Raw genomic sequence first — 12999 nt, forward strand, 5'->3', positions numbered from 1 at the left:
GGTCTCCCGTGGCATGTGAAACATTAGGACTGTTGAAACTGCCGCACGCTTATGGTTCCATTCCTTGACGATAAGGAGATGGCCAATGCGCTTGGCGGTTCTGGCATGCCTTGTGGCGATCGGTGCGCTGTTCGGTTTGGCTTCGGCGGCCTCGGCCGGCACCAGGGTGGTGGTCAAGACGCGGACCTACGACATCACCGGGAACACGGGGCTGGCGCTGATGCAGGCTATGGACCGCAAGGGGCCGAAGCACGGCTTCATGACGCATGCCATCGCGCTGACCGGCTACGCAGTGGACTGGGACCTTGACACCAGCCAGGACAATGGCGTTTGCCGCTTGCGGCGTGCCAACGGCACGCTCAATCTCTTCTATACGTTTCCGCGTGTCGCCTCGGCCACCACTCCGACGCTCCGGAAGCGCTGGACGCGGTTCTTCGCCGGCGTCCGCGCCCATGAGGAAACCCATGGCCGCATCGCCAGGGAGATGATGCGGGCCACGGAAAGATCGATCTCCGGCCTCAGGATTGCCGACGACCGGTTCTGCTACAAGACACGTCGCGAGGCACAGCGACGTATCAAGGCCACCAATGCCGCATATGAGGCCAAGCAGCTCGCTTTCGATGCGCGCGAGCATCGCGATGGCGGCCATGTCCAGCATCTCGTCATCGCTTTGGTCAGGCCCTGATCCTTCAGCCTGGCGTCTTGCCGGTCTGGCTTATGGCCGCGGTCGCGGTTTCATGTTCGTCGAGCGGCTTTTGCTGGTTCAGCCTGAGTGAGAACTCCACCATGACCGGGAGGTGATCCGAGCCCGTGTCCTCCAGCCGTGTCGCGGAATGGATGGTCACGCCGCCCTTGCTGAAAACCTGGTCGATCGGCAGGCCGGCGAAGCGCCGCAGCAAGTCCGGCAGCTTGATGTGGATCCAGGTCGGGCCGGCGGACGGCATCACGGTCAGCCCGCCAAGCGCCGCGACCCGCCGCACGGCGGCACTCCACGGCGCAGCATTGCAGTCGCCCGCCATGATGGCCGTCTCGCCGAGCGCGGAAAGCGGCTCCGTCAACTCGCCGATCTGCCAGTACTGCTCGCGTGGCCACGGCCAACTGAGATGGATCGCGGCGACATCGACGTCGATGCCGCCGAAGTCGACGGTCGCTGTCGCCATGGCGCCGCGCCTTTCGCAACGCGCCTCGGTGTCGGCGGCAAAGGGCCGCCGCGAGAGCAGCGCGACGCCGAATATGCCGTTGGGATAAGGACAGAGGATCCGGTATGGATAGGCGCTGCTGATATAGCCAAGCTCGGTCGCCCACATCGCCGATACCTCGTCCAGGGTGATCACGTCGGGATTGGTCCGGCCGATCAGCGACAGCACCTTCTTCGGCGTCGGATTGTCGTAGCGCAGGTTCATCTGCAGCAGCTTGTAGATCGCGCGGTCTTCGTTCTTGGCTTCATAGGCGGCCTGAACCGGCCACAGGCGGGAGAAGGACAGCGACCCGGAAGTGGTGGCGAAGGCCGCCACGGCAAAAAGCAGTGCCACGGCCGCCTGCAGGCGAAATGTCGTGGCCAGCAGCGGCAGTGCGCAAAGCGCCATCAGCACGGCAAGGTGGACGCGGAAATGCGAGAAGGAATCGAAGGCGGGATGCAGCGTTCCGAAAAACCCGGCCACCAGCGCGATCGAACAGGCCAGCATTGCCAGGAATGCAACCGAAATCAGCAATGTCCCGAAGCTCGCTCTCTCCATGCCGCCTGCTTATCGGCAGAAATGCGGCCCAATCAAGATGAGAAATGCCTACGCGATGCGTGGTATCGGCCTACTGGAACGCCGTTTCCGAAAAACTTCTGAGCTTGCGCGAATGCAACCGCTCCATCGGCATTTCCGCGAGCTTCTCCATCGCCCTGATGCCGATGGTCAGGTGCTGCGCCACCTGGCGCTTGTAGAATTCGGTCGCCATGCCGGGCAGCTTCAACTCGCCATGCAGCGGTTTGTCCGAAACGCACAGCAGCGTGCCGTAGGGAACGCGGAAGCGGAAGCCATTGGCGGCAATCGTCGCCGATTCCATGTCGAGTGCGATGGCGCGAGATTGCGACAGACGCTGGACCGGGCCACGCTGGTCGCGCAGTTCCCAGTTGCGATTGTCGATGGTGGCGACGGTGCCCGTGCGCATGATGCGCTTCAGGTCGTAGCCGGTAAGGCCGGTGACTTCGGCGACGGCTTCCTGCAACGCCACCTGGATCTCGGCCAGCGGCGGGATCGGCACCCAGACCGGAAGATCGTCGTCCAGCACATGGTCCTCGCGCACATAGGCATGCGCCAGCACATAGTCGCCCAGCGCTTGGGTGTTGCGCAGGCCGGCACAGTGGCCGAGCATCACCCAGGCATGCGGCCTCAGCACCGCAATATGGTCGGTGATGGTCTTGGCGTTGGAAGGCCCGACGCCGATATTCACCATGGTGATGCCGCCATGTCCCGACTTCTTCAGGTGATAGGCCGGCATCTGTGGCAGGCGCGGCGGTGCAACGCCTTCGCTGGGCGCGCTTTGCCCGCTCTTGGTGATGACATTGCCCGGCTCGACGAACTCCGTGTATCCGCCGCCGCCATTGGCCATCAGGTCGCGGGCGCGGGCGACGAACTCGTCGATGTAGAACTGATAATTGGTGAACAGTACGAAGTTCTGGAACTGCTGCGGTGTGGTCGCCGTATAGTGCGACAGCCGGTGCAGCGAATAGTCGATGCGCTGCGCAGTGAAGGGCGCCAACGGCCTCGGCTCGCCAAAGGCCACTTCGAAGGTGCCGTTGGCGATCTGGTCGTCGGTGCCGTCGAGATCCGGCACGTCGAACAGGTCGCGGATCGGCCGCTTGATGCGCTCCGCCGTCGCGCCGTCGACATGGGTGCCTTCAAGGAAGGCGAAATGCAGCGGGATCGGCGTGGTCGATTCCGACACCGTGACCGCAACCCCATGATTGCGCATGATCAGGCGCAACTGCTCGACGAGGTAGCTTTCGAACAGGCCCGGCTGGGTGATGGTGGTGGAAAAATGCCCAGGCGTCGGCATATGGCCATAGGCCTGGCGCGAGTCGATCTGGGTGAATGAGTTGGTGGTGACGCCGATCTCCGGATAGAAGGCCCGGTAGCGCTTGCCATTGTCGCCGCCTGCTGCCGCCAGCTCTGCGAAGGAGTCGCGCAGGAATTTGGTGTTGCGGTCGTAAAGCGCCTGCAGTGCCTTGACGGCTTTTTCGGCGCTATCAAAGCTTTGCCGGCCAAAAGGCTCCGGCATGACGACAGATTCGATGGCTTGTGGGTAGATTCGCTTTTCCATGGCTCAATATAGAGACTTGGATCGGCACTTGGGAGGGGTGTCGCGACCGAAGGCGGCCAAAGCGCCGTTTTTCTTCAACCGCGCTGCAGGCTGACCAGGAGCACAAAGCCGACGCCGGACTTCTTCAGGGCAGGTGCGTCGATCGTCGAGCCGGCATCGGAGCGCATCATCGGCACGGCCAGAACCGGAGCGGCCAGAACCGCCAGGATAAGCGCCGCCCGCGGCAGAAGCCGAATGGTCTTGAGAGCGTTGGCGGCGATGCGGTTCATGGTGTTTCAGCTTTTCTTTTCGAGGTCTTGGTTCTTTGTTCAGTTGCGAAGATGGGTGGGGCAGGCGAGGCGGCAGGTTCCGGAACTGGCTTCGTCCCAGGCGCGGGCCGGACGGCCCGCTTCGGCGACGAGGATGGCGAAGAACATTCCAAACAGGCTCACCAGCAGGCAGACGATGGTGAAGCGGCGAGCAAGCATTGGGTCGGTCTCCTTCAACACGCCGGAGAATGCCCTGATGCAACTGAACCGGCTCTGATGCCGGCGTTCATCTGCGGTTCAAGATGGTTGACGGGGTTTCGACGGCGCCGGCGTCGGTTTGGATAGCCGCCGGCGGGTATCGAGCATCACCGGCGCAGCATGTGTCGACAAAACGAAAACGGGGCCCGTCGACGCCCCGTCATCATGTCGTAAGGGTGCGGTCGATCAGAGCTTATGCCAGGTCTGGCTCTTGCAGATCAGTCCGCCCAGCACGCAGCCGCTCATCTTGAGAGAGCTGCCCGACAATGTCGCCTTGCCCGAATAGGTCCTGTCGTTTGCCGGATCGGTGATGTTGCCGGCATATTTGTTGTCGCCCGTCGCCTTGAGCGAGCCGATGGTCTTGCCGGCATATTTCCCGGACCTGAGGGTGATGGAAAACGAGCCGCCGCCGGCGATGGCCGCGGTTTCGCCGGCCTGCGTCTTCCAATTGCCTTCGATCGGATCGGCCCATGCCGCACCCGCCACGATCAATGTGGCCGCAAGGGCCAGGCTCAGTTTTCGAAACATGTCTTCCTCCCTGTGGATGTCCGGCCGGATGCTCCGCCTCGCCGGTCTGCCGCTTACGCAAACGTAAGCTAATCCAGCTCCCGGCAAAACAAAAGCGGTGCCGTAGCGGAAGACTTTGGGATTTTGAAGCCGCCTGAAAGCGCCTCCTCGACGACGAAATGAAACGTTCGGCGCATCGCCTTTGTCTGCCGTGGTTAGCGAAGTCTTGCCTCCGCGTGAGAAAACTCTCGTCAAATTTGACGCAAGCAGGCTGAATTGCTGGGTTTGTATCCTTAACGATTTTCGGCGTTTACCTCTTGTTTTAGCTTTGTTTTCCTCAAATTAAGCACGCCATTTAACGACGGATTCAAGCCTGCACGGCATTCTCGAAAGCATCGGAAGAGCAGCCGGCAAGACGAAAGAAGGCAGCTCTCGGGAGCCTGACAGGGGCCGGAAAACAGGGGATTGAAATGGCACGTTTTGAAATGCTTGAAGCAGGTTTCGGCGCCATGGGAGCAACTGCCCAGGCCGACATCCTTTTCGAACTGGGCATGATGTATGCGACCGGCCGCGATTGCGAGACCGATGTCGTTGCCGCCCACAAATGGTTCAACATCGCCGCAATCAAGGGCTCGGCCCGCGCTGCCGAACTGCGCTCGGAAATGTCGGCCGCCATGTCGAAGGTCGAGATCGCCACGGCGCTGCGCGAAGCCCGCGAATGGATGACCATGCACTGAAATCTGCCGATCGCAGACAGGCTATCGACGACAGGGAAGCTCCGGGATCAAGACCGCACAGACGGCCAGACCCGGCGGAACGAAGGCCGCGCAAGACGGTCACGGTGTCAAGAAAGAGAACGCGGCAGGCCGCAAGGCCCAGTCGTGCGCGACACAGGGAAGCTGAGCGGGATTTTTAGGCGGGGGGCGCCTGGAGATTGCTCGACGGGCAAAAAAGCCACGACCAGCCGGAACAAGGCTGGCGTGGCTTTTTGCGTGGATGACGTCTCGCAGGCCCAATCGAGCGGCGCCAATGCGCCTAGACAGGCCGAATGAAGGATGAAATTGTCCGGCCTCTCTGGAAGAAGCGGGGCCGGGGCGGCCGCGCGTGAGTGGAGGAGTTCTACCATCATGAAAAAATTGAGTATTTTGAACGCGGCCATATTCGGCCTGATGATGAGCACGCCGGTTGCATTCGCCGATGACATCACCTTTGCGGTGATCGGCCCGATGACCGGACAGCTCGCCACCATCGGCGATCAGTTCAAGCAGGGCGCACAGGCCGCTGCCGACGCGATCAACGCCGCTGGCGGCGTCAACGGGTCGATGATCAAGCTCGATATCGAAGACGACCAGTGCGATCCCAAGCAGGCCGTGTCGGTTGCCAACCGCGTCGTCGCCGATGGCGTCAAGTTCATCGACGGCCATGCCTGCTCCGGTTCGAGCATTCCGGCCTCGGCCGTCTATGCCGAAGCCGGCGCGCTGATGATGAGCCCGGCTTCTTCCAACCCGGTGCTGACCGACGCGGCCGCCAAGGCCGGCTGGCCGACGATCATGCGCCTTTACACGCGTGACGATGCGCAGGGCGCCTTCATCGGCCCATGGATCGCCAAGAAGTTTGCCGGCAAGAATGTCGTCGTCCTGCACGACAAGAGCGCCTACGGACAGGGCGTGGCTGACGCCGTCAGGGCAACGATGAATGCCGGCGGCCTCAAGGAGGTCTACTATGACGGCATCAACGCTGGCGAGAAGGACTATTCGGCTCTCGTCACCAAGCTCAAGGACTTGAAAGCCGACGTCGTCTATTTCGGCGGCTACCATCCTGAAGCTGGCCTGATCCTGCGTCAGTCGGCGGAACAGAACCTGAAGTTCCAGCTGATCATGCCGGACTCCATCGCCTCGCCGGAATTCTGGCAGGTCGCTGGCCCGGCCGGCGAGGGCACCATGTTCGTCTTCCCGTCGGATCCGCAGGCAAAGCCGGAAGCCAAGGCTGCCGTCGAGAAGATCAAGGCCGGCGGTTTCGTGCCGGAGGGCTTCACGCTGTTCTCTTACGCCACCATCCAGGCATTCGCCGAAGGCATCAAGCGTGCCGGCAGCGACGACCCGGCCAAGGTTGCCGAAGCGTTGAAGAACGGCACGCCGATCAGCACCGTTGTCGGTGATGTCACCTTCGACGAGAAGGGCGACCTCAAGAATGCCAGCTACGACATCAACCAGTGGCATGACGGCAAATACGCGCCGATTGCGCAGTAATCGCCGCCCTGGCGACTGGATAGCATAGAGAAATGGCCGGGTTCGTCCCGGCCATTTTCTTGTTTGCCCTGTCGTTGGCCTTCCGAACCGTCAGCTCACTGCTGTGGTCGCGGCGTTGTGCTCCTCGACGAACCGCACCAGCACCGTCCCGTCGGTCACCTGCGCGCCCTCGGTGGCGATCTCGGCGATCACGCCGTCATGCGGCGCGGAGATGGTGTGCTCCATCTTCATCGCCTCCAGGATCAGCAGCGGCTGGCCCTTGATCACGGCATCGCCCTTTCCCACGCGCACCAGCTTGACCAGTCCCGGCATCGGCGCACGCAGGCTGCCGGTGCTTGCCGCCGCGTCATCGGCCCGCGCCAACGGGTCCGGCACGGCGAAGGTGTAGCCAACGGCGCCTTCGAACACGGTGATGTGGCCTGGCCAGCGGGCGAGGCGTGGCGCGGCGCGAAAATCATGCGAATTGGTATCGTCATAGGGCTTGTCCAGCGCGACCTGGAAGCGCCCATCCGGCCGCACCGAAACCTTCGCCGCGATATCGTCTTCACCGAACTTCAGCCATGTGCGTCGCGCCACGCTGTGGAAATGGGCATAACCGGCAAGCGACGACCACGGATCGTCTGACAACGGCGATGCTCCGGCCCCCGAGGCTGCGACTGCGGCCGCGGCTATGGTTTCTCCGCTCGGCGGCGGGACGATCGTCAAAGCCGCCTGGTGTCTGCCAATCAGGCTGGTGTCGACGTCGCCTGCGGCGAAATCCGGATCGGCGGCGAGAGCGGCAAGAAAGGCGGTGTTGACGGTCGAGCCGGCGATCTCGGTCCGGGATAGCGCCGCGCCAAGCGCTTCCAGAGCCGCCTGGCGGTCCGTGGCGTGGACGACCAGCTTGGCGATCATCGGATCGTAGTACGGCGAGATGGCGTCACCCGCCCGCACGCCGGTCTCGATGCGCATCGTGGCGCCTTGCGGGGCCGCGTCTGGAAATCTCAGATGATGCAGCGTGCCCGTTGCCGGCAGAAAACCTTTTGCCGCGTCCTCGGCATAGATGCGCGCCTCGAAGGCATGGCCGGTAAGCGCGATCTCGCTTTGCGTCTTCGGCAGCTTTTCGCCGCTGGCGACCCGCAACTGCCACTCGACCAGATCGGTGCCGGTCACCATTTCGGTGACGGGGTGCTCGACCTGCAGACGGGTGTTCATCTCCATGAACCAGAAGCGGTCGGCTTTCAGGCCTTGCGAGGCATCGACGATGAACTCGATGGTGCCGGCGCCTGAATAATTGATCGCCTTGGCGGCCTTCACCGCCGCATCCGTCATCGCCTTGCGCAAAGCCTCGGTCATGCCGGGCGCGGGCGATTCCTCGATCACCTTCTGGTGGCGGCGCTGCGCCGAGCAGTCGCGCTCGTAGAGGTGCACGGCGTTGCCGAAATTGTCGCCGAACACCTGCACTTCGATATGGCGCGGCTTGTCGACATATTTTTCGACCAGCACACGGTCGTCGCCGAACGCAGCTTTCGCCTCGCGCCGCGCGCTGGACAACGCTTCGGAAAACTCATCGGGATGCTCGACCCGGCGCATACCCTTGCCGCCGCCGCCAGCGCGTGCCTTGATCAGCACGGGATAGCCGATCTCGCGTGCCTTGGAGGCAAGTAGCACGATCTCCTGCGCCTCGCCATGGTAGCCCGGAACGACCGGAACGCCGGCTTTTTCCATCAGACGCTTGGCCGCGTCCTTCAGCCCCATGGCACGGATCGAGGCCGCCGACGGGCCGATGAAAATGAGCCCCGCCGCCGTCACCTGGTCGGCGAAATCGGGATTTTCCGACAGGAAGCCGTAGCCGGGATGAATGGCTTGTGCGCCGGTAGTCAAGGCCGCGGCGATGATCTTATCACCGCGCAGATAGCTTTCGCCGACGCGCGAGGGGCCGATATGCACCGCCTCGTCGGCCATCTCGACATGCAGGGATCTCGCGTCGGCATCCGAATAGACGGCGACAGTGCGCACACCCAGTTTCCGAGCCGTGCGGATGACACGACAGGCGATCTCGCCGCGATTGGCAATCAGGATCTTGGCAAACATGGAGCCTCCGCATGTAAGGCTCGCAGTCCATGGGAAGCAGGGCGCTTCAACACCCCCCTCTGTCCTGCCGGACATCTCCCCCGCAAGGAGGGAGATTGGCAGCTTTGCCCTCGCTGCGAACTTTCAATGTTGGAATTTGGCGAAAGCGATAGCGACAGTCGATCTCCCCCAATGCGGGGGAGACGTCCGGCAGGACAGAGGGGGGTACTGTCCAGCGAGCCATTCCAGCCCTCGGCGTAGACCTCTCCCTTACCAAGGGAGTGCTCTACCTTGCGGTCGGTAGTATCTATTTCGATGACGAAATTGCGCAGCCGCCACTCGCGGTCTTGAGCTTCCACCGTGTCAAGCCGGCCTGGCAATTGCGCAGCGCCGTCTCTTCCGCCGCCTTCTGGGACGGCGCGTCGAGCTTCGTCCCGCAGACAATGTAGAGGTCGACGACACGCGAATAAAAGGTTGTGGCGTAAGCCGAATGGCCGCTCGCCGCGACGTAGCCCTTGTAGGCAACGTTGCATTCGCCCGAACCCAAGGTCGGCGGAAAACGCACGTCTCCCTTGCGTCCCGCGAGCGATTCCGCCGAGCCGATGCCGGTCGCGGTTAATATTAGAAATACTGAAAGTATCGAAGCAGCCGTTCCCTGGCAATATTTCAGTTTCATTTCCAGCCCGTCCCCATTGCCCCATGCTGGATAAGCAGTATCGAATATTTTGCCTCGCCGCCAGTTCACTGTTTGAGATTCGAAGCCGCCTATGCTGATGAATCGGTTGGTCCATACAGTTCAGCCTTTTCGCACGGCAGCAACGGCCTGCCGGTATAGTTCCGCCGTTTGTCCGTCGAAGTTGACCGTCCATTCTCACATCCGAAACACGCCGAAGCGCGTGTCCTCGATTTCGGCGTTGAGCGCGGCGGACAGGCTGAGCGCCAGCACGTCGCGGGTCTTCGCAGGGTCGATGATGCCGTCGTCCCAGAGGCGTGCGGACGAATAGAGCGGATGGCCCTCATGCTCGTATTTCATCAGGATCGGCTTCTTGAATTTCGCCTCTTCCTCGGCGCTCCATTCCCCGCCCTTGCGCTCGATGCCTTCGCGCTTGACCATGGCAAGCACCGTTGCTGCTTGCTCGCCGCCCATCACCGAGATGCGGGCGTTCGGCCACATCCACAGGAAGCGCGGCGAATAGGCGCGGCCGCACATGCCATAATTGCCGGCGCCGAACGAACCGCCGATGATGACGGTCACTTTCGGCACGCGGGCGGTGGCGACCGCCATCACCAGCTTGGCGCCGTCCTTGGCGATGCCGCCTGCTTCATATTTTCGACCGACCATGAAGCCGGTGATGTTTTGCAGGAAGACCAATGGGATCTTGCGCTGGCAGCACAGTTCGATGAAGTGCGCGCCCTTCACAGCACTTTCGGAAAACAGCACGCCGTTGTTGGCGATGATGCCGACCGGCATGCCATGGAGATGGGCAAAGCCGGTGATCAGCGTGGTGCCGTAATTCTGCTTGAACTCGTCGAATTCGGAACCGTCGACGATGCGCGCAATCACCTCGCGTGCGTCATAGGGCTGGCGCAGGTCGGTCGGCACGATGCCGTAGAGTTCATCCGCCGGATGAAGCGGCGGAATCGATCTCTGTAAGTTTAGGCTTACAGTCTTGTTCCGATTCAGGTTTTTGACGATGCGGCGACAGATGGCGAGCGCATGGTCGTCGTCCAGCGCATAGTGGTCGGCAACACCGGAGAGCCTGGTGTGCACATCGGCGCCGCCAAGATCCTCGGCACTGACATCCTCTCCGGTTGCCGCTTTCACCAGCGGCGGACCGCCGAGGAAGATGGTTGCCTGGTTGCGCACCATGATCGTTTCGTCCGACATCGCCGGCACATAGGCGCCGCCCGCCGTGCAGGAACCCATGACGCAGGCGATCTGCGGAATGCCTGATGCCGACATATTGGCCTGGTTGTAGAAGATGCGGCCGAAATGCTCCCGGTCGGGAAACACCTCGTCCTGATTGGGCAGGTTGGCGCCGCCGCTGTCGACGAGGTAGATGCAAGGCAAATTGTTCTGCAGCGCGATCTCCTGCGCGCGCAGATGCTTCTTCACCGTCAGCGGATAGTAGGTGCCGCCCTTCACCGTGGCGTCGTTGACGACGACCATGACCTCGGTGCCTTCGACGCGGCCGATGCCGGCGATCATTCCGGCCGAAGAGATCTCCTCGCCATACATCGACCATGCCGCGAACTGGCCGATCTCGAGGAAGGGCGAGCCGGTGTCGAGCAACTGGGCCAGGCGCTCCCGCGGCAACAGCTTGCCGCGCGAAACATGCCGCTCGCGCGCCTCATCCGAGCCCCCGCGCTCGACGGTGCCCGCCTTCTCCGCAATGTCGGCGACCAGCGCCCGCATGCGCTCGGCATTGGCGCGGAATGCTTCGGAGGAAGGGGAGATCTGGGTTTGCAATGTGGCCATACCTACACCCCCTCCGCCATGATCTCGCGGCCGATCAGCCAGCGGCGGATTTCGCTGGTGCCGGCGCCGATCTCATAGAGCTTGGCGTCGCGAAGCAGGCGGCCGGTCGGATAGTCGTTGATGTAGCCATTGCCGCCAAGCAGCTGGATGGCGTCGAGCGCCATCAGCGTCGCCTTCTCGGCGGCAAACAGCACGCAGCCGGCGGCGTCCTTGCGTGTCGTCTGGCCGCGGTCGCAGGCTGCGGCGACGGCATAGACATAGGCGCGCGCGGCGTTCATCGTCGTGTACATGTCGGCCAACTTGCCTTGCACCAGCTGGAACTCGCCGATCGCCTGGCCGAACTGCTTGCGCTCGTGCACATAGGGGACCGCCACGTCGAGGCACGCCGCCATAAGGCCGATCGGGCCGCCGGCGAGCACCGTGCGCTCATAGTCGAGGCCAGACATCAGCACCTCGACGCCGCGCCCTTCCTCATGCAGCACATTGTCGAAGGGCACCTCGACATCCCTGAACACCAGTTCGCCGGTGTTGGAGCCGCGCATGCCGAGCTTGTCGAGCTTTTGCGCCACGGAAAACCCGGCAAAAGCCTTCTCGACGATGAAAGCGGTGATGCCGCGCGATTTCAGGTCCGGGTCGGTCTTGGCGTAGACGACCAGGGTCTCGGCGTCAGGCCCGTTGGTGATCCACATCTTGGTGCCGTTGAGCACGTAGCGGTCGTTGCGCTTTTCGGCGCGCAGCTTGAGCGAGACGACGTCCGAGCCGGCGCCGGATTCCGACATCGCCAGCGCGCCGACACGCTCGCCCGAGCACAGTGGCGGCAGGAATTTTTCCTTCTGCGCCGTCGTCGCCCAGCGGTTGATCTGGTTGACGCAGAGATTGGAGTGGGCGCCGTAGGAGAGGCCGACCGAGGCCGAAGCGCGCGAGATTTCCTCGACGGCGATCACATGCGCGAGATAACCCATGCCGCTGCCGCCGAAATCGGGGTTGGCGGTGATCCCAAGCAGGCCGAGCGCGCCGAGTTCGCCCCACAGATGCGCCGGGAATTCGTTCGAGCGATCGATGTCGGCGGCGATCGGCGCAATGCGATCCTGGGCGAAGCGCCGCACCATGTCGCGCAGCGCCTCGATCTCCTCGTCATGCCCGAAGCTGAGCGTGTTGGTGTACATTTTTCTCCTCCCTGCGCATGACCCCGAAAAATCGACTTTGATTTTCGGAAAGGGATCATGCGCGAAATCAAAATGCTGCAGCGTCCTTTGCGCGTCCGAAGGGACGCGCGGCGCTGTAGGCGTCGATCTTCGCGCCGACGAGCCGCATTGTCATTGAAAGATATGTCGTGGTCACTTCCGCGATGGACAGCCGTTCGCCCGGCCGAAACCAGACGATGACGCCGGTCATCATCTGGATCAGCGCCATGGCCGTCAGCCCGGTGTCGTCGATGCTGAAAGCGCCCGTCTCGTCGCCGTCGCGCAGGATGGCGCGCAACTCCTTCTCGTAAGCCGTGCGCATACGCAGTATCTGTGTCAGCCGTTCGGGCGACAGACTGCGCAATTCCATGTTCGACACATGCGTGGCGTGCCGTCGCTCGATATGAAAGGCGATGTGATTGCGCACATAGGCGGAGAGCAGTTGCGCCGGATCTCCATCCGCCGGCCGGGCTGCTTCCCATGCTGTGGCCAGACCTTCCATGTGCTCGCGCATCAGCGTGAACAGAAGCTCTTCCTTGGTTGGAAAGTAGCGGTAGAGCGCGGCTGCCTGGACGCCGACCTCGGCGGCCAACTGGCGCATCGACATCGCTTCGTAGCCAAGGCGCGCGATGAGGTTGACCGCCGCCTCACGGATGGTCGCTTCTGTCTTTTCGCCATCGGACCCAGCGGTGCGTGCCATGTCAGCTCCT

Annotated in this window: 13 protein-coding genes; 3 read left to right on the plus strand and 10 right to left on the minus strand. The window is 62.6% G+C overall.

What is annotated here, in order from left to right:
• The first annotated feature begins 85 nt into the window (after positions 1–85).
• Entirely contained in the window at positions 86–685 is a 600-nt protein-coding gene (locus tag NKJ00_RS19230) for a DUF922 domain-containing protein (protein ID WP_023812834.1), read from the plus strand.
• 4 nt (positions 686–689) lie between these two features.
• Here the strand turns inward: NKJ00_RS19230 and NKJ00_RS19235 are convergent, their stop codons facing one another.
• The 5 genes from NKJ00_RS19235 to NKJ00_RS19255 all read right to left on the minus strand — a co-directional run bounded on the left by NKJ00_RS19235 (position 690) and on the right by NKJ00_RS19255 (position 4346).
• The gene (locus NKJ00_RS19235; RefSeq protein ID WP_352550640.1) at positions 690–1736 is read right to left on the minus strand and encodes an endonuclease/exonuclease/phosphatase family protein; all 1047 of its coding nucleotides are present in this window, start codon (positions 1734–1736) and stop codon (positions 690–692) included.
• Positions 1737–1806: 70 nt separating this feature from the next.
• Positions 1807–3270 carry an AMP nucleosidase gene (locus tag NKJ00_RS19240; protein ID WP_245486076.1) on the minus strand — a complete coding sequence of 488 codons (1464 nt, stop codon included), beginning with the start codon at positions 3268–3270 and terminating at the stop codon, positions 1807–1809.
• Positions 3271–3386: 116 nt separating this feature from the next.
• Positions 3387–3581 (minus strand): hypothetical protein, encoded by a 195-nt coding sequence (locus NKJ00_RS19245; protein WP_128303015.1) that lies wholly within the window; start codon positions 3579–3581, stop codon positions 3387–3389.
• Between the two features lie 39 nt (positions 3582–3620).
• Positions 3621–3779 (minus strand): hypothetical protein, encoded by a 159-nt coding sequence (locus NKJ00_RS19250; RefSeq protein WP_164892865.1) that lies wholly within the window; start codon positions 3777–3779, stop codon positions 3621–3623.
• 225 nt (positions 3780–4004) lie between these two features.
• On the minus strand, positions 4005–4346 hold the full coding sequence (locus NKJ00_RS19255) for a DUF2147 domain-containing protein (protein ID WP_352550637.1): 342 nt from the start codon (positions 4344–4346) through the stop codon (positions 4005–4007).
• Positions 4347–4795: 449 nt separating this feature from the next.
• Here NKJ00_RS19255 and NKJ00_RS19260 point away from each other — a divergent pair, with 449 nt between their 5' ends.
• Together NKJ00_RS19260 and NKJ00_RS19265 are read left to right on the plus strand one after the other, a co-directional pair.
• Positions 4796–5062, plus strand: coding sequence for an SEL1-like repeat protein (locus tag NKJ00_RS19260; RefSeq protein ID WP_352550635.1), 267 nt, complete (start codon positions 4796–4798; stop codon positions 5060–5062).
• Positions 5063–5452: 390 nt separating this feature from the next.
• A complete protein-coding gene (locus NKJ00_RS19265) occupies positions 5453–6574 on the plus strand; it encodes an ABC transporter substrate-binding protein (RefSeq protein WP_109662624.1) in 1122 nt (373 codons plus the stop codon).
• Between the two features lie 90 nt (positions 6575–6664).
• Here the strand turns inward: NKJ00_RS19265 and NKJ00_RS19270 are convergent, their stop codons facing one another.
• The 5 genes from NKJ00_RS19270 to NKJ00_RS19290 all read right to left on the minus strand — a co-directional run bounded on the left by NKJ00_RS19270 (position 6665) and on the right by NKJ00_RS19290 (position 12989).
• Complete coding sequence (locus tag NKJ00_RS19270; RefSeq protein ID WP_352630809.1) at positions 6665–8647, minus strand: acetyl/propionyl/methylcrotonyl-CoA carboxylase subunit alpha; 1983 nt, start codon at positions 8645–8647, stop codon at positions 6665–6667.
• A gap of 286 nt (positions 8648–8933) precedes the next feature.
• A complete protein-coding gene (locus NKJ00_RS19275; RefSeq protein WP_352441363.1) occupies positions 8934–9302 on the minus strand; it encodes a hypothetical protein in 369 nt (122 codons plus the stop codon).
• Positions 9303–9497: 195 nt separating this feature from the next.
• A complete protein-coding gene (locus NKJ00_RS19280) occupies positions 9498–11105 on the minus strand; it encodes a carboxyl transferase domain-containing protein (RefSeq protein ID WP_352441280.1) in 1608 nt (535 codons plus the stop codon).
• A 2-nt stretch (positions 11106–11107) separates the two neighbouring features.
• On the minus strand, positions 11108–12271 hold the full coding sequence (locus NKJ00_RS19285; protein WP_128303019.1) for an isovaleryl-CoA dehydrogenase: 1164 nt from the start codon (positions 12269–12271) through the stop codon (positions 11108–11110).
• A gap of 67 nt (positions 12272–12338) precedes the next feature.
• Complete coding sequence (locus NKJ00_RS19290) at positions 12339–12989, minus strand: TetR/AcrR family transcriptional regulator (RefSeq protein WP_128303020.1); 651 nt, start codon at positions 12987–12989, stop codon at positions 12339–12341.
• Between the last annotated feature and the right edge of the window lie 10 nt (positions 12990–12999).

The organism is Mesorhizobium sp. M0227 (genome assembly GCF_040321855.1).
In the GTDB taxonomy this organism is placed as follows: domain Bacteria; phylum Pseudomonadota; class Alphaproteobacteria; order Rhizobiales; family Rhizobiaceae; genus Mesorhizobium.